Below are 21,146 nucleotides of genomic sequence, written 5' to 3'. Positions count from 1 at the left end.
AGCTCCACACCCACCGGGCATTCTCGCACCCCAAATCACAGCGACATGCCCTGAAGCCATTGTCTAAAATATTACCCATTGCCCCCCTGCGCCGCAACCCGAACGGGACCGTCCAGCGGCTGCCGCGGCAGGCATGGTCAACAGAAACTAAAGACCGGGCTCTAGGCCTAATTGCGGCCGAATCATGCGCGCTGGCGAAAATAATGGCCGTTTAGAGGTCATTAACAATTGGGGCGGGCAGGCGCGGGCGACCGCATCAAGCGAGATGAGATATGGACGCGGCGATCAGCCGAGCTTGCGACCGATATCGAGGAATTTTTGCCGCCGATGCCGGCGGATAGCGTCCGCGTCGAGATTGCGGAGGTCGTTGAAGGCCTCGGCAATGGCATCGCCCGTGGCTGAAATCATCGCCGCTGAATCGCGGTGGGCGCCGCCGGCGGGCTCTTTCAGGATCTGATCGATCACGCCGAATCGCAGCATGTCTTGCGCTGTTATCTTCATGCTGGTGGCGGCTTCCTGCGCCTTGGTGCCGTCGCGCCACAGGATCGAGGAGGCCGCTTCCGGCGAGATCACGCTGTAGATCGCGTGTTCGAACATCAAAACCTTATTCGCGGTGGTGATGGCGATCGCGCCGCCCGACATGCCTTCGCCGGTGATGATCGCGACATTGGGTACGCCGAGCGACAGGCAGGCATCGGTGGAGCGCGCGATCGCTTCCGCCTGGCCGCGTTCCTCGGCGCCGATGCCAGGGTAGGCGCCGGCGGAATCGACGATCGACAGCACGGGAATGCCGAAACGATCGGCCAACTCCATCAGCCGCACGGCCTTGCGATAGCCTTCAGGCCGGGCCATGCCGAAATTGTGTTTGATGCGGCCCTCGGTCGAGGCGCCCTTTTCCTGGCCGACGACGCAGATGCTCTCGCCGCGGAAGCGGCCAAAGCCACCCATCAGCGCCTCGTCCTCGCCGAACTTGCGGTCACCCGCCATCGGCGTGAATTCCGTGATCAGCGCCTTGACGAAATCGGTGAAGTGCGGGCGCTGCGGATGGCGCGCCACCAGCGTCTTCTGCCACGGCGTCAAATTGGCATAGAGATCGGCCAGCGCCTGCTGCGCCTTGTCCTCGATGCGCGCAATCTCGTCGCCGATGTCGCTGCCGGACGCCGCCAGCGCGCGCAATTCGTCGATCTTTGACTCGAGTTCGGCGACTGGTTTTTCGAAGTCGAGATAGCTGCGCATCTGTTCCGGCATCGAGACAATATAGGAAACAACGTGCTGTCAGGCGAAGCGGTTTTTCGATTCGCTCCAGGAAAGCACGCATCTTCAATGACTTAGCGTGCATTTCGGTCCGGGTGACCCGGCTTGCCGAAAGCGCGCCAAACAAGGCCGCGGGCGGGACGGCTGTTTCGGGGGAGAAGCCGCGGAAGTCAAGGCGAATGAGGCGCGCGCGGCGATATCTCCGTGTCCCGGATGCCGAAGTCTCGTAGCCCGGATGGAGCCAACGGGTCGCGCGAACGCGCGCCCGATGACAGGCTCCGCGCAATCCGGACCGGTCGATCCAGCTGCGAGATAGTCCCCGGATTTCGCTCCGCTCCATCCGGGCTAGCTTCCTTACTTCTCCGCCAGCGGGTGCAGGTCGCGCACCAGGCTCTTCAGCCGCTCCTCGACCACATGGGTATAGATCTGCGTGGTCGAGATGTCGGTGTGGCCGAGCAGGGTCTGCACGATGCGTAGGTCCGCGCCGTTGTGCAGCAGATGGCTGGCAAAGGCGTGGCGCAGCACGTGCGGCGAGACCAGCCGCGGCGCAAGGCCCGATGCCGCCGCCAGTTCCTTCAAGTCGCGCGCAAAATGCTGCCGCGTCAGATGGCCGCTCTCGCCGAAGGAGGGAAACAGCCATTTTGATGCGGCGGCGTTTTTCTTCTTCTCCGGCCTGAGCGCTTCCATGGCGGCGAGATAATCGGCCATCGCCTGCCTTGAGGCTTCGTTGAGCGGCACCAGCCGTTCCTTGTTACCCTTGCCGCGCACCATGATCATGCGGGCATCGCGCCGCGCGGCCGACAGCGGCAGCGCCACCAGCTCCGAGACGCGCAAGCCGGTGGCGTAGAGCACTTCCAGCAGGCAATACAGCCGCATCGCGCGCAGCCGCTGCTGCGGCGAGGCGTTCTCGGCCTCGGTCAATTCCTTGGCCCGCGTCAGCATGCGGTCGACGTCCGCGATCGACAGCACCTTCGGCAGCCCGCGGCCGCGCTTGGGGCCGGACAGGATCGCCGCCGGATCGTCGGCACGGATGCGCTCGTTGAGCAGGAAACGGAACAGATGCCGCATCGCCGACAGCCGCCGCGCCACGCTGGAGGATTTGAAGCCACGCGTGTCGAGATCGGCGAGGTAGTCGCGCAGCACGTCGGTCCCGGCACGGGTAAAGTTCTGCCCGGCTTGCCCAAGAAATTCGGAGAAATCTGTGAGGTCGCGGCGATAGGCATCGAGCGTATTGTCGCCTGCGCCCTGTTCCGCCGCGAGCATGTCGAGGAACAGGTTGATCAGCTTCGTGTCGGAGGGTGTCGTGCGCATTCGCTATGATACCGCATGACCCGGGCAGGACGGAGGCCTTTTCAAATCAAACACGCGCTTGCACAAGCATTCGGAACGCTAGGACATTTGACTGATCGCCGTGGCGTGCGACCAGACGACCATCCACCGCCCGTCGTGATATTCGTAAGTGTCGGTGTGCCAGTAATCGCCGGGGGCGACCTGATGGCCACCGAACACGATCTCAAGCCTGGCCCGATACCGGATCACTGCGTGGCCCTTGTGCTGCCGTACGGCGATAGGTCCGGGTTCCCACATGAGATATTTGATCTGGCCACTCGCGATCGCGCCCAAATATTCGTCCTTGGATAGCGACATTCCGATCGGCGTAATCAACTGGAACTCGGACGCATGAAGCGGCCCCGCCGCCTCCATGTCGCCGGCGACCAGGGCGCGAAGCCGCGATCGTTCGGTGTTGCGGATGTGCTCGGCTTCCGGTGAGAAGTCCGTGTCGGTGGTGTGCGTCGGCATCGGTGTTGTCCAATTCGGTGATTAGACAGATAGACAATAATTGTCCATTCGTCTTTGACGGATTAGACAAAAACTGTCACTCTGTCTCGCATGAATCAGGGCGACCAAAAATCTGAGACCATTCTCGACGCGGCGCTTCCGGTCTTCGTGCGTCACGGCTTCCGCAAGACATCGATGGCCGACATCGCGCGCGCGGCGGGCATGTCTCGGGCGGCGCTCTATCTGAGCTTCAGCAGCAAAGAAGAACTGTTTCGGGCGGGGTCGGCGCGGGCGCACGCCCGGGCGATGCGAAAGGTCGAAGCCGCGCTCGCTGGTGACGGCGATGTTTTCAGTCGGATTGAAAAGGCAATTGCAGCTTTCCAGCGGGAATTAATCGCGCCTTTCGCCGGCAGCGGCGATGCGGCGGAACTGTTCGAAACCAATATGGCATTGGCCCGAAACGTCACGCTGGCGGCGCGCGCCGAGCTGGTGGCCCTCCTTGCTCAAGCGCTAACCAATGCGCAGGCGACAGGTGCGATCACCTTGGATGCTCTGCATGCCACGCCTGCCGATCTAGCCGCCATCATTGTTGCGGCCATGGAGGGTATCAAGGACGCGCAAGTCGCGGGCCACGATCTGCTCGAAGATACCCGGCTGTTCCTGCGTCTGCTGCGCAAAGCGCTGAGTCGCTAATTTGCCAGCCGTCTGATCCTCGCAACCAGCGGCTATCTCTTGAGGAACTTGTCTGCGGGAATGGTGACCGTCATTTCCCGGGGGCTTGGATTGACGAAATTCGCCAGCGCGAAAATCACGCCATAGATCACCCCGGCGATTACGCCGACGACCGTCAGAAAGCGGAACAAGCTGGGCATGGGGGCTCAGGGCGGCGAATTAACCAATGAAATCATCCAACATGTTCCCATCCCCGTGGCAAGAGTCTCTGGCAACCGCGTCAGTCGGGGTAGTATAGGTGTCGCGGAGCGGTGGAAATCCGCAAAACCACAGAGTTTTTTGATGTCCGAGACCGCACCGGCCCAGGCGAGCGCCCCCCAGGAGGCCGACATTACGTCGGCCCTGGCACGGCGTTCGGTTGTGCTGGTTGGCATGATGGGGGCCGGCAAGTCGACCATCGGCCGACGGCTGGCGGCGCGGTTGCGCCTGCCATTCCTCGACGCCGATATCGAGATCGAGGCGGCCGCCGGCATGTCGATCCCGGATATTTTCGAAACCCATGGCGAGCCGCATTTCCGGGACGGCGAGGCGCGGGTGATTGCGCGGCTGCTCGATAGCGGTCCGGCCGTGATCGCCACCGGCGGCGGCGCCTTCATGCGCGAGGAGACCCGCAACCGCATCCGCGACAAGGCGGTCTCGATCTGGCTCAAGGCGGACGTCGACATCATTATGAAGCGCGTGAAGCGCCGCGCCGACCGGCCGCTGCTGCAGACCGAGGATCCGGTTGCGACCGTCAGCCGTCTCCTCGAAGCGCGCGAGCCGGTCTACCGGAGCGCCGACGTGACCATTCTGTCTCGCGACGTGCCGCATGATCGAATCGTCGACGAATGCATCGAGGCCCTGCGCGTCCGGCTGTGTGCCGGCGCCCCGGCCGCCCAGCCAACAACCGACGGGATGAACGTCACGCCATGACTGCGCCGCTGAAACATTTCGCCGATATCACGGTCGACGTCGCCCTCGGCGACCGCGCCTATGACATCGTGATCGGCCGCGGCGTGCTGGATACGCTCGGCGCGCGCGTCGCTGCGCTGCGCCCCGGCGTGCGAACCGCCATCGTCACCGACCGTACCGTCGCAACGCACTGGCTGGAGCAAACCGAGCGTTCGCTTACCGAAGCCGGCATCCCGACGTCACGCGTGATCGTCGAGGAAGGCGAGGTATCAAAGACCTATGCCGGTCTCGAAAAGGTCTCTGAAGCGCTGATCGCGGCGAAGATCGAGCGCAACGATCTGGTGATCGCGCTCGGCGGCGGCGTGGTCGGCGATCTCGCCGGTTTCGCGGCGGCAATCCTGCGCCGCGGCGTCGATTTCGTGCAGGTGCCGACCTCGCTTTTGGCCCAGGTTGATTCCTCGGTTGGTGGCAAAACCGGCATCAATTCGCCGCAGGGCAAGAATTTGCTTGGCGCGTTTCATCAGCCGGTGCTGGTCATCGCCGATACGTCGGTGCTCGACACGCTGTCGCCGCGCCAGTTCCGCGCCGGCTACGCCGAGGTCGCCAAATATGGCGTGCTCGGCGATGGAGCCTTTTTCGCCTGGCTTGAAGCCAACCATGCCGACATCTTCTCCGGTGGCGCGGCGCGCGAGCACGCGATTGCAACCTCCTGTCGCGCCAAGGCCGCGATCGTCTCCCGCGACGAGCGCGAAAATGGCGAGCGCGCGCTGCTCAACCTCGGCCACACCTTCGGCCATGCGCTGGAGGCCGCGACCGGCTTTTCCGACCGCCTGTTCCACGGCGAAGGCGTCTCCGTCGGCATGGTGCTGGCGGCGGAGTTTTCGGCGAAACTCGGCATGATCTCCGAAGCTGACGCCACCCGGGTCGAGCGCCATCTTGCCTCCGTTGGCCTGCCGACCCATTTGCAGGACATCGCAGGCTTTGCCCAGGAAGGGCTGGCCGATGCCGACGCCCTGATGGCGCTGATGGCGCAGGACAAGAAGGTAAAGCGCGGCAAGCTGACCTTTATCCTGCTGCAGGCGATCGGCCGCGCGGTGGTTGCAAACGACGTCGAGCCGGCGCTGGTTCGCGATTTCCTGCAACAGAAGTTGTCGGGATGAGGGAATTATCGGGCGGCTTGACGCGAGCGTCGCGCGGGGCCGGGGCCGTCACGAGGAATATATGAGTTCGACCGCGTTCAATCTGCTGCTCGCGACCTTCCTGCTCGCCGCCAACGCGTTTTACGTGGCCGCCGAGTTTGCGCTGGTCAAGAGCCGCGGCTTTCGCATCAGGGCGATGGTCGAACAGAATCGTTTTGGCGCTCACCTCCTGCAAAGCATGATGGGCAACATCGAGGCCTATCTCGCGTGTTGCCAACTCGGCATCACCATGGCCTCGCTCGGCCTCGGCTGGGTCGGCGAACCCACGGTTTCGGCGCTGCTCGAACCGCTACTGATTCCGCTCGGAATGTCGGAAGCCACCTTGCACTTCGTGTCGTTCCTGGCCGGGTTCCTGGTGTTCTCCTCGCTGCATATCGTCGTCGGCGAGCAGGTGCCGAAGACGCTGGCGATCAGGGAGCCGATGCCGGTATCGCAATGGATCGCCTATCCGCTCTATCTGTCCTTTCTGGTTTTCTATCCGCTCAATTGGCTGCTCAACAGCGCGTCACGTGCGATCTTGCGCCTGCTCGGTGTGCAGGAATCCTCGCAACATGAAATCCTCACGGACTCCGAGATCGAAGGGCTGGTAGAAGAATCGGCCGAGCACGGCGGGATCGAAAGCGGGGAGGCCGAATACCTTCAAAATGTCTTCCGCTTTGGCGACCTCGCCGTGTCAGATGTCATGGTCCACCGCACTGCGATGGTGATGATCAATGCCGACCTGCCGCCGGACGAACTGGTGGGCGAGGTGCTGGCCACAGAATACACCCGGATCCCGTTGTGGCGCGACAAGCCGGAGAACATCATCGGCGTGCTGCACGCCAAGGACCTGCTGCGCGCGATCCGTGCTTCCGACGGTGATACCTCGCACATCAACGTTTCGGCCATCATGCGCCCGCCCTGGTTCGTGCCGGAGATGCGGCCCTTGTCGGAACAGCTCAAGGCGTTCCGCCGCCGCAAAACCCACTTCGCGCTCGTCGTCGACGAATATGGCGAGGTCGAAGGCATGGTGACGCTGGAGGACGTTCTGGAAGAGATCGTCGGCGATATTTCCGACGAGCACGACGTCGTGGTCGCCGGCGTCCGCGTCCAGGCCGACGGCTCCGTCGTGGTGGATGGCTCCGTGCCGATCCGCGATCTCAACCGCGCCATGAACTGGCATCTGCCCGACGAGGAGGCGACGACGGTCGCCGGCCTCGTGATTCACGAGGCGCGCTCGATTCCCGAACGCGGCCAGAATTTTACCTTCCACGGCTGCCGTTTCCGCGTGCTGCGCCGCGAGCGCAACCGCATTACGGCGCTGAAGATCACGCCGCTGCCGCGCGAAACCGACGCGGAGTATCCGAAGCCGAAGCGGGCAGGGACGGCGTTCTGAGCGCCTCCGCGCATTGCGCGCTTATTCCTGACATGACGGGACTATTCAATATCGATCGTGACGCCAGAGAGCTTCCACTGGCTGTCGGAGGGAATGAAGCCGAGCTGGTACTTCACCTTTTTCGGTGTGGTATCGAAGCGGCCCTTCAGGCGCAGCACGCCCTTGTCATCGATCCTGGCGTCCTCCTCCGGAATGACCGGGCTGGCCACGATCGCGTCGAACACGGCGTGCTTCTCGACCAGGTCCTTGAAAACAGCCCGCAGCTTGTCGGGCGGAAACTGATCGCGGAACGGCTTTGAAATCTTGGCGTGCAGAACCGTGAAATTGTCCGATGCCACCGCGTCGTTGAGCGTCACCAGAATGCTCTTGATCAGCACCTCCTGAACGAAGGGGCTTGGCATGTCCAGAGCGTGCGCCCGGATTGGGGCGACCGCAACCAGCAGCGCCACGGCGGCGGCCCATCTGAAGCGTGCCCAGTATCGCATCGGACGATCCATCGAGCTGCGATGGCGTTAGAGTCGGTCCGACCCCGCGTTCAACCGGAACTTCACCTTCGCTTCAGTGATTGTCTCACAGTTGCGAAAACGGTTCTACCGTCTCTGGCGATCTTCACAGGAAGCTGGTGGATAGCATCACGCCAAGTAGCCGATGGCTTCGGCGAGTAGTCGTTCCGGCGGGTGTGCCGAGGTATCCAGCGTCAGCCGTGCATCGATCCAGGCCTCGTAGCCGGTACGCCGTTTCTCGACTTCGGCCCAGGTGATCTCGGACATTCCCTCGATTTGACGCATTCGCGCTTCAATGCGCCGGCGGTGCGTCGCCTCGTCCACGCAAATGCACTCGATGATCGACAAATTCGCGCGATGTTTTTCGGCGAGATCTCGCCAGGCGGCGCGTGGCGCCTCAACCGGATTGACGGCGTCAATAATAACCGACTGCCCCAGCCGCAGATGCTCTTCGGCCAATGCTTGAGCAACGACATATGCCGCAATTCCCGTGTGATCCCGGGGCAGGCCGCTGCGCAACATCGCCGCCTCGATCGGATCGACGGAAAACAGCGGCAGCGAAAAATGCCGCGAAAGCCCTTCCGCCAGCGTGCTCTTCCCGGAACCCGGGAGCCCTGCCAAAATTACGAGCTTCTGCGACATCATCATCGGATGCTGATATGCTCGCGGCAGGTTTCCACACTACCTCCCGGCGGCTTCTCCCGGCGCCTGCGCCTTGATGGCGAGTGCATGGACGGAGCCCTCAAGTTCCGCCGCAAGTGCCGTGTTTACCATGCGGTGGCGTTCAACCCGGCTCTTCCCTTCGAACGCCGGAGATACGATATAGACCCTGAAATGCGTCTCACCGCCTGGCTGGTGGCCCGCATGGCCCTCATGCAGATGAGATTCGTCCGCGACGTCGAGGCTTTCCGGCAAGAAAGCTTCACGCAACTTGTTTATGATAATGTCCCTGGTGCTCATGATGGCGGCAGATAATTCTGTGTCGGCTTCCCGTCAATGGCGCATCCGAATAGAGGTATTCGCAATGTCAAGACTTGAAGCCTTGCGCATTGCGTAGTCAAAGTCAGCCATGCCGATTGATTCATCCAAGTTCTTCGATTCCATTCGCATCAAGCCCAACAAGCTGAGTGCGAAGCAGCAGGCGCAGGCGCGCGAGGAAGCCGCCATGTGCGAGTGGGCGGGCTGCCAGAGCAAGGGCCCGCACCGCGCGCCCAAGGGCCGGGAGAATTCCCGCGAGTACTGGCACTTCTGTCTCAACCACGTGCGCGAATACAACCAGTCCTACAATTTCTTCCAAGGCATGAACGCCGATGCCGTGGCGCGCTACCAGAAGGATGCGCTGACCGGCCATCGCCCGACCTGGAAGATGGGCGCCAACACCGCCGGCAAGAAGGGCAAGCAGCCGAGCGCCGAGGACTTTGACGGCGCCGCCGATCCGTTCAGCATGTTCTCCGAGCTCAACGGCCGCGGCCGCTGGCGACCCGGCCCGGGCGCGCAGGCCAAGACCGAAACGCGCAAGGTGATGAACGCCGAGCGCAAGGCGCTGCAGGTGATGGGGCTCACCTCCGAAGCAACGCTTGATGACGTCAAGGCCAAGTACAAGGCGCTGGTCAAACAACACCATCCCGACGCCAATGGCGGCGATCGTTCCACCGAGGACCGCCTGATCGAGATCATCAAGGCATATAATTATCTGAAGACGGTGGTGCGGGCCTGATTGCTGCCCGTAGCCCGGATGGAGCGAAGCGCAATCCGGGGTTCTCTCATCCGCTAATATGCCAGTCCCGGATTACGCTGCGCTCCATCCGGGCTACGATTCTACGATTATCGCTCAACCCGGCATCGGCCCGACATACGCCGAACTCGGCCGGATCAGCCGGCCGCCACGCTGCTGCTCGCGGGCATGCGCGGTCCAGCCTGCGGCGCGCGCCACCGCAAAGATCGGCGTAAACGCCTGTCGCGGAATTTTCAGCGCGTCGAGCAGGATTGCGGTGAAGAACTCCACATTGGTATCGAGCGGGCGCTCCGGATTTTTCCGCCGCAGGGCGTCGCGGATGTAGGCCTCGACCTCGCCGGCGAACGGCAGATCGGTGCCGCCTCCTGCGAGCCGCTCGATCGCGCGCTTGAGCACATCTGCGCGTGGGTCGCGGACGCGATAGACGCGGTGGCCGAATCCCATCAGCCGCTCGCCGCGGGCCAGCGCGCTGTCGACCCACGGCTTGATCCGCTCGGTCGAGCCGATCGCATCCAGCATCTCCAGCACCGGCTCGGGGGCGCCGCCATGCAGCGGCCCAGTCAGGGCGCAATAACCGGCCGTGACGGCTGCGAACAAATCCGCCTGCGTCGAGGCTACCACGCGCGTCGTGAACGTCGACGCGTTCATGCCGTGATCGCACACCGTAACGAAGTACGTGTCCAGCGCGGTGATCTCGCGCGGTTCGGCTTTGCGGCCGCGCAGCATCGACAGCGTGTCGGCGGCATGGCCAAGGGTCGGGTCAGGCGCGATCGGGTCCTCGCCTTTGGCCCGCTGCAGCAGCGCGCCGGCAATCACAGGCAACGCGCCGACGATGGTTGCCTCGTGCTCAAGTCCGTTCTCGCCGCGCAGGCCAGCAACGGCTGCGCGAAAGCCGTCGACAATCGACATGCCACGCGTTGCCGGCAGCAGTTCGGGTAGCCGTGCGAATGCGCGTTCCCGCGCAGCGCCAAGCCTTGAGCGCACATTGGCTTCGTTGAGCGAGGTTCCTATTGCGGCGTTCCACAGCCGCGCGGTGACGCCTTCGAAACTGGATTTTCCCGCGAGGTCGCCGATCCGTGCGCCGGCGATGATCAGTTCGCCGCGCTCGCCGTCGACATGGCTGAGCACGGTTTCGGCGGCCGGAATGCCGTCGAGGCCGATCGGGGTCTTGGAAATCTGCATATTCATGAGGGCCCTCCTTTGCCTGCCGTAAAGGTCGGGCCCCTCGACAACTTGATCAATCTTGATTATGTAAATCAATATGAAAAAATCCGCTGGCCTTTACCTCTCGGCCCGCGAGGCCTCCGCCGAACTCGCGATCTCCCAGGCAACCCTCTACGCCTATGTCAGCCGTGGCCTGATCCGCTCGGAACCGTCGGAGGATTCCCGCAGCCACCGCTATCGAGCCGAGGACGTCCGCACGCTGAAAGAGCGGCGCGCACCGTCGCCCGAGCCTCGCGGCCTGCGCAGCTTCGACGCCGATCTGCCGGTGATGGACTCAGCCGTCGGAACCATCACTGAGGACGGTGCGATCTACCGCGGCGTCAACTGCATCGATCTCGCCGAACGCGACACGCTCGAACATGCCGCGACGCTGTTGTGGGATGTCACAGGCGTCGATCCCTTCGATCAGAGCAATTGTCCGGTTGTGTCGGACGAAATGCGCGCAGTGGCCGAAGCCGCACGTGGGGCTAATGCGATCGATCGCACCATCGCCGTGCTGGCGCTAGCCGCCAGAGCTGACCCGAGGGCCTTCACCCGCGCCGACGAAGAGCGCGCGATGCTGGGTGGCCGCATCATGCGCCTTGTGGTCGCGACCATGCTGAACTCCAAATCCTCGGCAAAGCCGCTTCACTTGCAGATCGCACGCGTCTGGGCGCCGGAGCACAAGCACGCGGCCGATCTGATCCGCCGCGCGCTGGTGCTGCTGGCGGATCATGAGCTGAATGCCTCGACCTTCACCGTGCGCTGCGCGGCCTCAACCGGGCTAAATCTCTACGATGCCATGATCGCCGGTCTCGTCGCATTGAAAGGCCCGAAGCACGGCGGCGCCGGCGTGCTGGCGGCGCAGCTTCTGAAGACGCTTGCCAATGGTGAGGTAGCCCCCGTCATCCGCGAGCGCGTCGCGCTCGGCGAGCGCTTCGCGGGCTTTGGTCATGGGGTCTATAAGCATGGCGATCCCCGTGCGCGGGCGCTGTTGGAGGCACTGGCACGCTCGGGCGCGGACCGTAAGCTTACCCACGAAATCCCGGAGCGGATCGCCGAAGCGACCGGCGAGTTCGTCAATATCGACTATGCCCTTGCGGTGCTGGTGCACACGCTCGGCCTGCCGCCGGGCCATGAACTGGTGTTGTTTTCCATGGCGCGAACGGCCGGATGGATCGCGCATGCCTGCGAGCAATTGCGTCATGGCCGGCTGATCCGGCCTCGCGCGCGCTATGTCGGCCCGGCACCGGGACGGAGCCCGGTCCGGGCCTGATCCGAAGGGGACTTTCCGATCCGGCGGCGGCGCAGCGTCCAGACGCCAAGCGCGATGATCGCCGCCGCGAACACGGCTAAAATCCACAGGTGCTTGCCGGTGCCCTGGTGATGCGGCAGGCCGGCATATTCATGCAATGCCGAGACCGCGAGCACGCCTGGCAGCACATGCGCCAAAGCCCAGGCGAGTACCGCGGGAATATTGACGCCGAAGAAAACGGCCGGCGACATCCCGAGCGCGCCCGCGGTGACCGGTACGAAGGCACGGATCGGCGGCACAAAGCGCGCGAACAACACGGCCAGCGTCCCCCAGCGGTGGAAGAACGTCTCGCTCTGCGCCATCACGCCTGGATATTTCGACATCGGCCAGGCGTTGAGAATTCGGCGTTGCGCGCGATGGCCGGCCCAGAACGCCGAGCCGTCGCCGAGTATGGCGCCGGCGATTGCGGCCGCGAGCACGCCCCACAGCTTCAGTTCGCCGCCGGGCACCAGCGCACTCAGCGCAAGGATGATGGTTGAGCCCGGCACCAGCGCGCCTGCGACCGGGATCGCTTCCAAAAGGGCTGCCAGAAATAGCGTCAGGTAGGCCAGCCAGGGATAGGCCGATACCAATGCAATCACGGGATCGAGGAATGAAGTCACAACTGCCGTCCTGTGGGTGGCGCCTGCGCCCAGAACTACCAAGCTCGGGCAAGGGCCGAAAGCGCCGGCAGGCCTCCGGTTTCGGCCCCGCCAAGTGGCCAAGGCGGCAAAAGTGCGGCGTGATTCGCAGAGCAGCCCTCCAAAAAGCTGAGAGATGGCTTATCTCAATGATAAGGCAATGGAACTTTGATTGCGCCGCGGGCTTCTGCCGGCCCCTGCTCTCTGCTAGGTTCACGTTAGCCCCCATCCGCAGCCATTCAATAGATCTGGTTTCGGGAACGCCCGGGACCTCGGAGGATTGATGACGACCGCCGCCATGAGCAAAGTTTCGGAGCCCGTCGGACTGCCCGACATGAAGGTGTCGGTCCGGCAGGTTTTCGGTATCGACAGCGATCTCGAAGTGCCGGCCTATTCCGAAGTCGACCCGCACGTGCCGGAAGTCGATTCGGACTACCGCTTCGACCGCGCCACCACGCTCGCGATTCTCGCCGGTTTCGCCAAGAACCGCCGCGTCATGGTCACCGGCTATCACGGCACCGGTAAATCGACCCATATCGAGCAGGTCGCGGCGCGCCTGAACTGGCCATGCGTGCGCGTCAACCTGGACAGCCACATCAGCCGTATCGATCTGGTCGGCAAGGACTCGATCGTCATCAAGGACGGCAAGCAGGTCACTGAATTCCGCGACGGCATTCTGCCTTGGGCGCTGCAACACAACATCGCGCTGGTGTTCGACGAATACGACGCCGGCCGCCCCGACGTGATGTTCGTGATCCAGCGCGTGCTGGAAGTCTCCGGCCGGCTGACGCTGTTGGACCAGAACAAGGTGATCAAGCCGCACCCGGCGTTCCGCCTGTTTTCGACCGCCAACACGGTCGGCCTCGGCGACACCTCGGGCCTCTATCACGGCACCCAGCAGATCAACCAGGGCCAGATGGACCGCTGGTCGATCGTCACCACGCTGAACTATCTGGCGCATGACGAGGAAGTCGAGATCGTGCTGGCCAAGGCGCATCACTACCGCACCCAGGAAGGCCGCGACATCGTCAACAAGATGGTGCGGCTGGCCGATCTCACGCGTAACGCATTCGCCAATGGCGATTTGTCGACGGTGATGAGCCCGCGGACCGTGATCACCTGGGCCGAGAACTCCGACATCTTCGGCGACATCGGCTTTGCGTTCCGCGTCACCTTCCTCAACAAATGTGACGAACTGGAGCGGCCGCTGGTAGCCGAATTCTATCAACGCTGCTTTAACCAGGAGCTGCCCGAGAGTTCCGTGAACGTGGCGCTCAGCTAGCGATGGCGAAAATTTCCGTCGAGCGCGCCATTGGACAGACCAAGAAGGCGGTGCTCGGCGGACTGCTCGGCTACAACGCCGAGAAGATGGGGAAGCAGAAATACAAGCGCTTCGCCATCTCGCTACGCGAGCGCGACAGGATCGTCGGCGGGATTGTCGGCGAAGTCTGGACCACGGTGCTGTTTATCCAATTCTTCTGGATGGAGCAGAAACTCCGCGGCAAGAACTACGGGACACGGCTGATTAAGGCGATTGAAGACGAGGCAAGGAAATTTGGGGCCACGCGATCCTATCTGGACACGATGAGTTTTCAGGCGCCCGGTTTCTATCGCGCTAGCGGTTATGAGGAATTCGGTTCGATCGAAGGCTATCCCGGCGGCGTCACACGACACTGGTTTACGAAAGCGCTATGAGCACATCCAACTCCAAATTCCGCACCGGATCCAAGGAAGCCCCGACCGAACCGTTCAAGCGCGCGGTGACCTCGTGCCTGCGCGCAATCGCGAAGGCGCCGGAACTGGACGTGACGTTCGCGGCCGAGCGCCCCGGTCTCGCGCCGGGCAAGGCGCGCTTGCCGGAGCCGGCCCGCAAGATGACCAAGCGCGATGCGGCGATCGTGCGCGGCCACGCCGACTCGATCGCATTAAAGCTCGCCTGCCACGATCCCAAGGTGCACCGCAAGCTGATGCCGGGTAATCCGCAGGCGCGCGGCGTGTTCGAGGCGGTGGAGCAGGCGCGCGTCGAGGCCATCGGCTCGCGCCGGATGTCGGGCGTTGCCAAGAACCTGACAGCAATGCTCGACGATCATTTTCATCGCGGCAAATATGACGAGATCACCGACCGCGCCGACGCGCCGCTGTCGGATGCGCTGGCAATGCTGGTGCGCGAACGCCTGACGGGGCTCGCCCCGCCTACCGCTGCGAAGAAGATGGTCGATCTCTGGCGGCCGGTGCTGGAAGACAAGATCGGCACCCGGCTCGATAAGCTCAGCCGCGTCACCGAGGACCAGGCCAGGTTCGGCGATCTCGTGCACGACCTCTTGTCGGCGCTCGACCTCGGCGACGAGCGCGATGCGGACGCCGATGACGACGAAAACGATGACGAGAATCAGGACGGCGAGAACGATCAGTCCGGCGCCGAGGGTTCGCCCGATTCCGATGCCGCGCAGGAAATGAGCGCCGACGAGGCGCAGGCTTCCACCGACGAAATGTCGGAAAGCGCGATGGAGAGCGCGCAGGCCTCCACATCAGATACGTTCGATGACGGCGAGCTCGGCGACGACGAGACGCCAGGCGAAGCGACGCGGCCGAATACGCGCGGTGCCAACGAGCCGCGCGGACCGGAATATCACGCCTTTGCACCGAAATTCGACGAGGTCATCGCCGCCGAAGATCTCTGCGACCATGACGAGCTGGAACGCTTGCGTTCCTACCTCGACAAGCAGCTCGCCCATCTGCAGGGCATCGTGGCGCGGCTCGCCAACCGGCTGCAGCGTCGTCTGATGGCGCAACAGAACCGCGCCTGGGAGTTCGATCTCGAGGAAGGTATCCTCGATCCCGCGCGCCTGTCGCGCGTGGTCACCGATCCCTATCACCCGCTGTCCTTTATGCACGAGAAGGAAGCCACCTTCCGCGATACCGTGGTGACGCTGCTTCTCGATAATTCCGGTTCGATGCGCGGTCGTCCGATCACGGTGGCGGCGACTTGCGCCGATATCCTGGCGCGCACACTGGAGCGTTGCGGCGTCAAGGTCGAGATTTTGGGCTTCACCACGCGCGCCTGGAAGGGCGGCCAGTCCCGCGAGGCGTGGCTTGCCGCTGGCAAGCCGGCCAGTCCCGGACGCCTCAACGACCTCCGCCACATCATCTACAAGTCGGCCGATGCGCCCTGGCGGCGTTCGCGCAAGAATTTGGGGCTGATGATGCGCGAGGGCCTCTTGAAGGAAAACATCGATGGCGAGGCACTGGACTGGGCGCACAAGCGGCTGCTCGGACGGGCCGAACAGCGCAAGATCCTGATGATGATTTCGGACGGCGCGCCGGTTGACGATTCCACGCTGTCGGTCAATCCTGGCAACTACCTCGAGCGGCATTTGCGCCATATCATCGAGGAGATCGAGACCCGTTCGCCGGTCGAACTGATCGCGATCGGCATCGGTCACGACGTCACGCGCTACTACCGCCGCGCGGTCACCATCGTCGATGCCGAAGAGCTCGGCGGCGCCATCACCGAAAAACTCGCCGAACTGTTCAGCGAGACCAACGGCGCCGCGCCCGCCATGGGCCACCACCGGCCGCGCCGCCTGCACTCGTGAAAGCATGCCCCCGCTCATAGGCCGCCGCCGCCTTTTGAAATATGCAGCGGCGGCGCTTTCGATGGCGGCCGTGCCCGGCGCGGCATTGGCGCAGACCGCCGTTCAGCGTCCGCCGAAGCAGAGCGTTCCCGACGAATTCTCGGTCAGTGCGCCGGTTTCGATCGAGGTCAATGCCCGGCCGCTGCCCTCGTTCGACACCCGCGACCGCTCGCGTGTGCGGTTCGGCGAGCTCGAATATCGCAGCGGACTGATTCTCACCTCGCGCTTTCGCGGCTTCGGCGGATTGTCGGGCCTGCGGCTGGATGCCAAGGGCGAGCGTTTCATCGCCGTCAGCGACAAGGGGGGCTGGTTCACCGGCCGAATTGTCTACAAGGGCCGCGAGATGACCGGACTCGACGATGTCGAGGCCTCGCCGGTGCTTGGCCACGACGGCAAGCCGATCACCTCGCGCGGCTGGTACGACACCGAGGCGATCGCGCTCGACGGCTCGCTGGTTTATGTCGGTCTCGAGCGCGTCAATCAGATACTGCGCTTTGACTTCGCCAAGGGATTTACCCGCGCGCATGGCGAATTGATTCAGTTGCCGCTGGGCGTGCGCAAGCTGCCCAACAACAAGGGAATCGAGGCGCTTGTCGTGGTGCCGAAGGGCTTGCCGCTGGCGGGAACGCTGATCGCGATCTCCGAACGCGCACTCGACGCGCAGGGCAACATCACAGCCTTCCTGATCGGCAGGACACTGGGGCTGTTCAGCATCCGCCGCAGCGACAATTTTGATATCAGCGACGCGGTGCTGCTGCCGTCCGGTGGGCTGCTGCTGCTCGAACGAAAATTCTCCTGGCTCGGCGGGGTCGGCATCCGCATCCGCCGCGTCGCACTTGCCTCTATCGCCCCCGGGGCCCTTATCGACGGCCCCGCGATCTTCGAGGCCGATCTCGGCAGCGAGATCGATAATCTCGAGGGCATCGACGCCCATGTCACGCCGGAGGGCGAGACGGTCCTGACGCTCGTCTCCGACGACAATTTCTCGATGATCCAGCGCAACCTGCTGCTGCAATTCGCGCTGGTGGAATAGGTCCGCTCCTTCTCCCGTATATTCGCCCGGCAGGGTTGAGCCAGGCGCGGTTGAGCGGCGGGCGCGGCCTCGTTACACAATAGGGCTTACTTTCCTCCGGTCCGGATCCCTTCGCCCATGAGCGCTTTGTTTACCCCGATCAAGCTGCGCGGCCTGACGCTTCCTAACCGCATCATGGTGGCGCCGATGTGCCAGTATTCGGCCGTGGACGGCGAGGCCAGTGACTGGCACTTCACCCACATCAATTCGCTGGCGCTGTCGGGAGCTGGTGCCTTCTGCATCGAGGCGACCGCGGTGGAGCCGACCGGCCGGATCACGCCGGGCTGCCTCGGCCTCTATAACGACGCCACTGAAGCCGCGCTGAGGCCGATCCTGGCGTCGGTGCGCAAACGTTCGAAGACCGCCGTGATGATGCAGCTCGCCCATGCCGGCCGCAAGGCATCGAGCCACACGCCGTGGGATGGCGGGCAACTGATCCCGGTGGCCGAAGGCGGCTGGCGGCCGGAGGGGCCGTCGGCGATTCCGCACAAGGAGGGCGAGCCGCCGCCCGTTGCCTTCGATGCCACAGGCCTTGCGCGGGTGCGCGATGCATTCGTGGCGGCTACGAAGCGCGCCGAGCGGCTCGGCATCGACGCGATCGAGGTGCACTCGGCGCACGGCTATCTGCTGCACCAGTTCCTGTCGCCGATCGCCAACCGGCGCACTGATCAATATGGCGGCAGCTTGCAGAACCGCATGCGCTTTCCGCTCGAAGTGTTCGACGCGGTGCGCGCGGCGTTTCCGCATGACAAGCCGGTCGGCATTCGCGTTTCCTGCACCGACTGGGTCGAAGGTGGTTGGGATCTGGCGCAGACGATCGAATTCGCGCAGGAGCTGAAGAAGCACGGCGTCGACTGGATCGACGCATCCTCGGGCGGCGTCTCGCCGTTGCAAAAAATTCCGCTCAGCCCCGGGTATCAGGTGCCGTTCGCGCAAGCGATCCGCGAGGCGACCGGGCTCACCACGATCGCCGTCGGCCTGCTCACCGAGCCGAAGCAGGCCGAGGAGATCGTGGCCTCGGGCAAGGCCGACATGGTCGCGCTCGCCCGCGCGATGCTCTACGACCCGCGCTGGGGCTGGCACGCCGCCGCCGAACTCGGCGGCGAGGTGTTCGCGCCGCCGCAATACTGGCGCTCGCAGCCCTCTACACAGAAGGCGCTGTTCGGCGCCACGACGTTCGGCACGAGGTAGCGCGCTCGCTTCTCTGCGCGAACTCCTGCCCATCCGTTTCGTCATATCTCGGCCATACGTCCGGCGTGCTATGCTTCGCGTGCGCGCGATAGACGCGTTTTCAATAACGACATACAGCGAGGACACCCCATGGAGATCGGATATTTCACGATGCCGTCCCATCCGCCGGAGTGCGGATTGAAAGAGGGTCACGACTGGGACCTGCAGACGCTGCGCTGGCTCGATGAGCTCGGCTATCAGGAAGCCTGGATCGGCGAGCACCACACCGCGCCCTGGGAACCGCATCCCTCGCCCGATCTCATTCTCGCGCAGGCATTTTTGCAGACCAAAAATATCCGCCTCGGCCCCGGCGGCTTCCTCTTGCCCTATCACCACCCCGCTGAACTCGCGAACCGCGTCGCGATGCTCGATCACCTCTCCGACGGACGTCTCAACTTCGGCGTCGCGGCAAGCGGCTTGCCGAGCGACTGGGCGATGTTCAACGTCGACGGCATGTCCGGCCAGAACCGCGACATGACGCGCGAGGCGCTGGAGATCATCCTGAAGATGTGGACCGAGGACGCGCCCTGGACCCACACAGGCAAGTTCTGGACCGTGAGCAAGCCGGACACGATGTTCGATTTCCTCAAGCCCCACATCAAGCCGTTGCAGGCGCCGCATCCGCCGATCGGCGTTGCCGGCCTCTCCAAGGGCTCGGATACGCTGAAGCTCGCCGGCGAGCGCGGCTACATCCCGATGAGCCTCAATCTCAATCCGGCTTACGTCGGCAGCCACTGGGAATCGGTCGAGATCGGTGCTGCGAAAACCGGACGCAAGCCGAAGCGCAGCGACTGGCGGCTGGTGCGCGAGGTGTTCATCGCCGACACCGACGAGGAGGCGTGGCGGCTTTCCGTCGGCGACATGATGGGCCGGATGATGGGCGAATATTTTCTCCCTCTGCTCGGCCATTTCGGCTTCAAGGACTATCTCAAGGCCACCCCCGACATCGCCGACTCCGACGTCACGGTCGAATATTGCGCCCGCAACAACTGGATCGTCGGCTCGCCTGCGACGGTCACCGAGAAGATCGAGCGGATCTATCACGAGGTCGGCGGCTTCGGCACGCTGCTCGTGTTCGGCTTCGACTACAAGCACAAGCCGGAAGCGTGGCACAATTCGCTCCGCCTGTTGAAGCAGGAAGTGATGCCGCGGCTGAAGCATCTCGACGCTGGTCTCACCAAGGCAGCGTGAAGGCTCTTCTCTACAAAAGGGAGAGGGGAGCGCACGCTCCGCTCTTTCCGCGTCATTGCGAGCGCAGCGAAGCAATCCATTCTTTTCGTCCCGCGGTGAGATGGATTGCTTCGTCGCTAGCGCTCCTCGCAATGACGGTGGATGTGGCGGCGGTGTCTCCTCAGCGCGGCGGCTTCGGCGCCGCGTCGACGGCGCGGACCTGCCAGAACCGCAGCAGGCGGCGGGCGTTTTCGACCGTCAGCTTGGCGTATTGCTCTCTTGCTTTCGCGAGTTCATGGCGGCCCATCGAGCCGGAGGCGAAGCGGCTGTCGAGTATGGCGGCGACGGTGTCCCAGTTCAGCCCGGCGACCCGGCAGGGGATCAGCACGCCGTCATCGCGCAGGCTCTGCATCACCGGGCGGATGACCTCGACGCTCGTTCCGGAGAGTTCGGCGAGGGTCGCAACCGTCTCGGCGTATTTCCGCTCTCTCGCAAATGCCAATAGCGCCGGCTCGTTCAGCTTGCCGTGCTTGGCGAGCGCTGCAACGAAGCGGCGCGCCATGGTGAAATCGCGCCTGCGCGACATTTCGCGGCTGGCGCCGCCGGCCGCGGCGGCGATCGCGTTCCGGATTTCCTCGAACAGATGCGGCGGCGCGCGCGACAGCAGCCGCGTGCGCACGGCCTCAGTCGCGTTCTGCAGCAATTGCCGGCGTTGCTCGGCCGGCAGGTCGATGCGGATGCCGGTCTCGACCGCCAAATCTGGATCGCTCTCCGCCTGCTTCAGCACGATCGCGTAGCCCGCCGCCGACATCCGCGCGCCTGGATTGGTGACGAGGCGCCGGCTGACCGAGGGATAATGCCGCTTGAGCAGCGCGTCGGTGACGATCTCGGTCAGCCACCAGCGTCCGGAGATCGCCAGCAGATGCTGCTCGCCCTTGCTCTCGGCCAATTCCACCAGATCGTCCGCCGTCAGCCGCGCCGATTCCGTCAACACGGGACGCGCGATCGTAATCTCGTCATTGTGCGCAAGGCGCCGGATCGCGGCCGCCGGCGCCTGCTTCGCGGAAGCGAGCTGCGTGCTCAATTCGGCGAGCGCAATGCGCGCGGCGACATCGGCGAGCGCCCGCAACTCGATGGTGCGGATCAGCCGCTCCAGCACGTCGCCGAACAGCTCGATCTGCTCGCCGGAATAGCCGTCGGCGGACAGCAGAAACAGGTCGGTGACCTGCTTCAGCGCATCCAGATGTTTTTCCGCCGAGCCGGCCTGGATGGCCGCCTCGACCTCCTCGGTGATCGATCGTTCCAACATCGCTCGTCCTGAGCGTTTCAAGCCGGTTCTGGCAGCAGATAGGTGAGGATAGGGAGCAGAGTTGAACGATTCGTAAACCATTTGGGTTCCGCGGCGGCGGGAATGCGGCGGCACGGTGGGGCGG

Annotated in this window: 22 protein-coding genes; 12 read left to right on the top strand and 10 right to left on the bottom strand. The window is 63.8% G+C overall.

Annotated elements, in window-relative coordinates:
• Positions 1-285: 285 nt before the first annotated feature.
• The 3 genes from IVA95_RS22200 to IVA95_RS22190 form a co-directional block, all read right to left on the bottom strand.
• A complete protein-coding gene (locus tag IVA95_RS22200; protein ID WP_247512420.1) occupies positions 286-1,248 on the bottom strand; it encodes an acetyl-CoA carboxylase carboxyltransferase subunit alpha in 963 nt (320 codons plus the stop codon).
• 360 nt (positions 1,249-1,608) lie between these two features.
• Positions 1,609-2,565 carry a site-specific tyrosine recombinase XerD gene (xerD, locus tag IVA95_RS22195; protein WP_247512419.1) on the bottom strand — a complete coding sequence of 319 codons (957 nt, stop codon included), beginning with the start codon at positions 2,563-2,565 and terminating at the stop codon, positions 1,609-1,611.
• Between the two features lie 78 nt (positions 2,566-2,643).
• On the bottom strand, positions 2,644-3,054 hold the full coding sequence (locus IVA95_RS22190) for a nuclear transport factor 2 family protein (protein WP_247512418.1): 411 nt from the start codon (positions 3,052-3,054) through the stop codon (positions 2,644-2,646).
• 90 nt (positions 3,055-3,144) lie between these two features.
• Between IVA95_RS22190 and IVA95_RS22185 the strand changes: the two genes are divergently transcribed.
• Entirely contained in the window at positions 3,145-3,726 is a 582-nt protein-coding gene (locus tag IVA95_RS22185; protein ID WP_247512417.1) for a TetR/AcrR family transcriptional regulator, read from the top strand.
• 32 nt (positions 3,727-3,758) lie between these two features.
• Here the strand turns inward: IVA95_RS22185 and IVA95_RS22180 are convergent, their stop codons facing one another.
• Positions 3,759-3,905 (bottom strand): histidine kinase, encoded by a 147-nt coding sequence (locus IVA95_RS22180; RefSeq protein ID WP_213251304.1) that lies wholly within the window; start codon positions 3,903-3,905, stop codon positions 3,759-3,761.
• A 142-nt stretch (positions 3,906-4,047) separates the two neighbouring features.
• Between IVA95_RS22180 and IVA95_RS22175 the strand changes: the two genes are divergently transcribed.
• From IVA95_RS22175 to IVA95_RS22165, 3 genes are all read left to right on the top strand, one after another.
• Complete coding sequence (locus IVA95_RS22175) at positions 4,048-4,677, top strand: shikimate kinase (RefSeq protein ID WP_247512416.1); 630 nt, start codon at positions 4,048-4,050, stop codon at positions 4,675-4,677.
• On the top strand, positions 4,674-5,816 hold the full coding sequence (gene aroB, locus IVA95_RS22170) for a 3-dehydroquinate synthase (protein ID WP_247512415.1): 1,143 nt from the start codon (positions 4,674-4,676) through the stop codon (positions 5,814-5,816). The genes IVA95_RS22175 and aroB overlap by 4 nt, the downstream gene beginning before the upstream one ends.
• A gap of 61 nt (positions 5,817-5,877) precedes the next feature.
• Complete coding sequence (locus IVA95_RS22165) at positions 5,878-7,230, top strand: hemolysin family protein (RefSeq protein WP_247512414.1); 1,353 nt, start codon at positions 5,878-5,880, stop codon at positions 7,228-7,230.
• 41 nt (positions 7,231-7,271) lie between these two features.
• Here IVA95_RS22165 and IVA95_RS22160 read toward each other — a convergent pair whose 3' ends face one another.
• The 3 genes from IVA95_RS22160 to IVA95_RS22150 form a co-directional block, all read right to left on the bottom strand.
• The gene (locus IVA95_RS22160) at positions 7,272-7,715 is read right to left on the bottom strand and encodes a hypothetical protein (RefSeq protein ID WP_247512412.1); all 444 of its coding nucleotides are present in this window, start codon (positions 7,713-7,715) and stop codon (positions 7,272-7,274) included.
• A gap of 147 nt (positions 7,716-7,862) precedes the next feature.
• Positions 7,863-8,375: an ATP-binding protein gene (locus tag IVA95_RS22155; RefSeq protein ID WP_247512411.1), complete on the bottom strand. Its 513-nt coding sequence runs from the start codon at positions 8,373-8,375 to the stop codon at positions 7,863-7,865.
• A gap of 39 nt (positions 8,376-8,414) precedes the next feature.
• Complete coding sequence (locus tag IVA95_RS22150; protein ID WP_247512410.1) at positions 8,415-8,693, bottom strand: BolA family protein; 279 nt, start codon at positions 8,691-8,693, stop codon at positions 8,415-8,417.
• Between the two features lie 109 nt (positions 8,694-8,802).
• Here IVA95_RS22150 and IVA95_RS22145 point away from each other — a divergent pair, with 109 nt between their 5' ends.
• Positions 8,803-9,450: a DnaJ domain-containing protein gene (locus tag IVA95_RS22145; RefSeq protein WP_247512409.1), complete on the top strand. Its 648-nt coding sequence runs from the start codon at positions 8,803-8,805 to the stop codon at positions 9,448-9,450.
• 114 nt (positions 9,451-9,564) lie between these two features.
• Here the strand turns inward: IVA95_RS22145 and IVA95_RS22140 are convergent, their stop codons facing one another.
• Positions 9,565-10,656, bottom strand: coding sequence for a citrate synthase/methylcitrate synthase (locus IVA95_RS22140; protein WP_247512408.1), 1,092 nt, complete (start codon positions 10,654-10,656; stop codon positions 9,565-9,567).
• A gap of 73 nt (positions 10,657-10,729) precedes the next feature.
• On the opposite strand from IVA95_RS22140, the gene IVA95_RS22135 reads away from it, so the two are divergent.
• Entirely contained in the window at positions 10,730-11,947 is a 1,218-nt protein-coding gene (locus IVA95_RS22135) for a citrate synthase family protein (RefSeq protein WP_247512406.1), read from the top strand.
• Here the strand turns inward: IVA95_RS22135 and IVA95_RS22130 are convergent.
• Positions 11,905-12,588, bottom strand: a complete 684-nt coding sequence (locus IVA95_RS22130) for a DedA family protein (RefSeq protein WP_247512405.1) — start codon at positions 12,586-12,588, stop codon at positions 11,905-11,907. The genes IVA95_RS22135 and IVA95_RS22130 overlap by 43 nt on opposite strands.
• A gap of 316 nt (positions 12,589-12,904) precedes the next feature.
• Here IVA95_RS22130 and cobS point away from each other — a divergent pair, with 316 nt between their 5' ends.
• From cobS to IVA95_RS22100, 6 genes are all read left to right on the top strand, one after another.
• Positions 12,905-13,888 carry a cobaltochelatase subunit CobS gene (gene cobS / locus IVA95_RS22125; protein WP_245319937.1) on the top strand — a complete coding sequence of 328 codons (984 nt, stop codon included), beginning with the start codon at positions 12,905-12,907 and terminating at the stop codon, positions 13,886-13,888.
• Positions 13,889-13,890: 2 nt separating this feature from the next.
• On the top strand, positions 13,891-14,301 hold the full coding sequence (locus IVA95_RS22120; RefSeq protein WP_247512404.1) for a GNAT family N-acetyltransferase: 411 nt from the start codon (positions 13,891-13,893) through the stop codon (positions 14,299-14,301).
• Positions 14,298-16,202 (top strand): cobaltochelatase subunit CobT, encoded by a 1,905-nt coding sequence (cobT, locus tag IVA95_RS22115; RefSeq protein WP_247512403.1) that lies wholly within the window; start codon positions 14,298-14,300, stop codon positions 16,200-16,202. The genes IVA95_RS22120 and cobT overlap by 4 nt, the downstream gene beginning before the upstream one ends.
• A gap of 61 nt (positions 16,203-16,263) precedes the next feature.
• A complete protein-coding gene (locus tag IVA95_RS22110; RefSeq protein ID WP_247512483.1) occupies positions 16,264-17,274 on the top strand; it encodes an esterase-like activity of phytase family protein in 1,011 nt (336 codons plus the stop codon).
• Between the two features lie 117 nt (positions 17,275-17,391).
• Positions 17,392-18,504 (top strand): NADH:flavin oxidoreductase/NADH oxidase, encoded by a 1,113-nt coding sequence (locus IVA95_RS22105; protein WP_247512402.1) that lies wholly within the window; start codon positions 17,392-17,394, stop codon positions 18,502-18,504.
• A gap of 129 nt (positions 18,505-18,633) precedes the next feature.
• Positions 18,634-19,734 (top strand): LLM class flavin-dependent oxidoreductase, encoded by a 1,101-nt coding sequence (locus tag IVA95_RS22100; RefSeq protein ID WP_247512400.1) that lies wholly within the window; start codon positions 18,634-18,636, stop codon positions 19,732-19,734.
• A gap of 160 nt (positions 19,735-19,894) precedes the next feature.
• Here the strand turns inward: IVA95_RS22100 and IVA95_RS22095 are convergent, their stop codons facing one another.
• Positions 19,895-21,022 (bottom strand): DUF2336 domain-containing protein, encoded by a 1,128-nt coding sequence (locus IVA95_RS22095; protein ID WP_247512399.1) that lies wholly within the window; start codon positions 21,020-21,022, stop codon positions 19,895-19,897.
• Between the last annotated feature and the right edge of the window lie 124 nt (positions 21,023-21,146).

It is taken from the genome of Bradyrhizobium sp. 157, from assembly GCF_023073815.1.
In the GTDB taxonomy this organism is placed as follows: Bacteria; Pseudomonadota; Alphaproteobacteria; order Rhizobiales; family Xanthobacteraceae; genus Bradyrhizobium.
The sequence above is the reverse complement of the archived record's forward strand: the minus strand, read 5'-3'. Positions and strand labels throughout refer to the sequence as shown.